The 1119-nt window shown below is 37.2% G+C and carries 1 protein-coding gene; it reads right to left on the bottom strand.

Annotated features, from left to right (window positions below; genetic code table 11):
* Positions 1-594: 594 nt before the first annotated feature.
* A partial coding sequence (locus CD122_RS10155) for a dUTPase (protein WP_103358860.1) occupies positions 595-1119 on the bottom strand: 525 nt, incomplete at its 5' end.

Raw genomic sequence — 1119 nt, 5'->3', positions numbered from 1 at the left:
ATTCAAATCAACCTGGTCTAGCGAACTGAATGGCTCATCCACTTCATCATTCGCTGTTAAATGAATGTATAGTTCATATGCTACAAGTGCAGTTAATAAAACAGTTACAAGGTGTTTCACTTTTTTGACAACTCCTCTTCAAGCATTTCAATTCGAGCATGCAAATGGGCTCGATGGTACCATGCGCGTTTTTTGTAGTATTCCAAAATACGCAATCGAGAAAACGCGACTGCCATTAAAATTGTTATTGGCATGAATATCTCGTCACGCATATCACCTATGGCAATTGATAGTAATACTAATAGGCCTATGATATAGTCCGCTGCAGAGTTAACGTATTTGTTTTTAAATTGATAGCCCACTAGAAATATCACGAGTAACATCATTATGTTCATAAGTGCTAAGCTAAAAACGCCCATTTTTCAACACTCCCTCCCTAACGACTTGATACAATTGCTTAAAGTATCGATATAGTTGTTCAACAAACTCTTTAACCCGCAAATACAAGTAAAATTCGTACACGCTATTTAAATAATTAATTTTATGATTCATGATTTACCTAGCACCTCTTTAACTTTTTCGTATATGTCTTTTTTAGACGTATCCTTTTTCGACGTCTGCTGTCCCGTCTTGTCTTGCATGGTTCCTCTCCATTTTCTTTTTGTATGCGTCAATGAGTTGTTCGATTGAGTACAGTCGATAGGCAAAGACAAAAGGCGTTAACACAGAAGATCCAGGCTCAAAATCGAACTCACTAAACCCTTCAATAGTAGCGTGTACAAATTCAGGTTCCCCGAAATCCACTTCTAGCAATTCGGATCCCGGCAATTCAACTTCTGATAAAAGTGTTGCAAACCCTTCTGTGTCAGTAATCTGTTGATTCGCTATGCTCAAGCCAAACGCTAACATATCTGCCAATTCATCTAGCTGCACTTCTAAAGGTTTACCTGGATTTTTCTTCCAGTTTTTGAAAGTCTCCAGCGTATTGAACCACTCAAAAAATTCAACAATGTAGGCGATTTTACTATCTTCTAAATTCAACGTTGGTATTCTATCATCGAAGTCCTTCTGAATTTGAAGTAATTCTTGCAATTGCTCAACTGTTAATTGATTACTCAT

It is taken from the genome of Staphylococcus rostri (genome assembly GCF_002902145.1).
GTDB lineage: Bacteria > Bacillota > Bacilli > Staphylococcales > Staphylococcaceae > Staphylococcus > Staphylococcus rostri.
The sequence above is the reverse complement of the archived record's forward strand: the minus strand, read 5'-3'. Positions and strand labels throughout refer to the sequence as shown.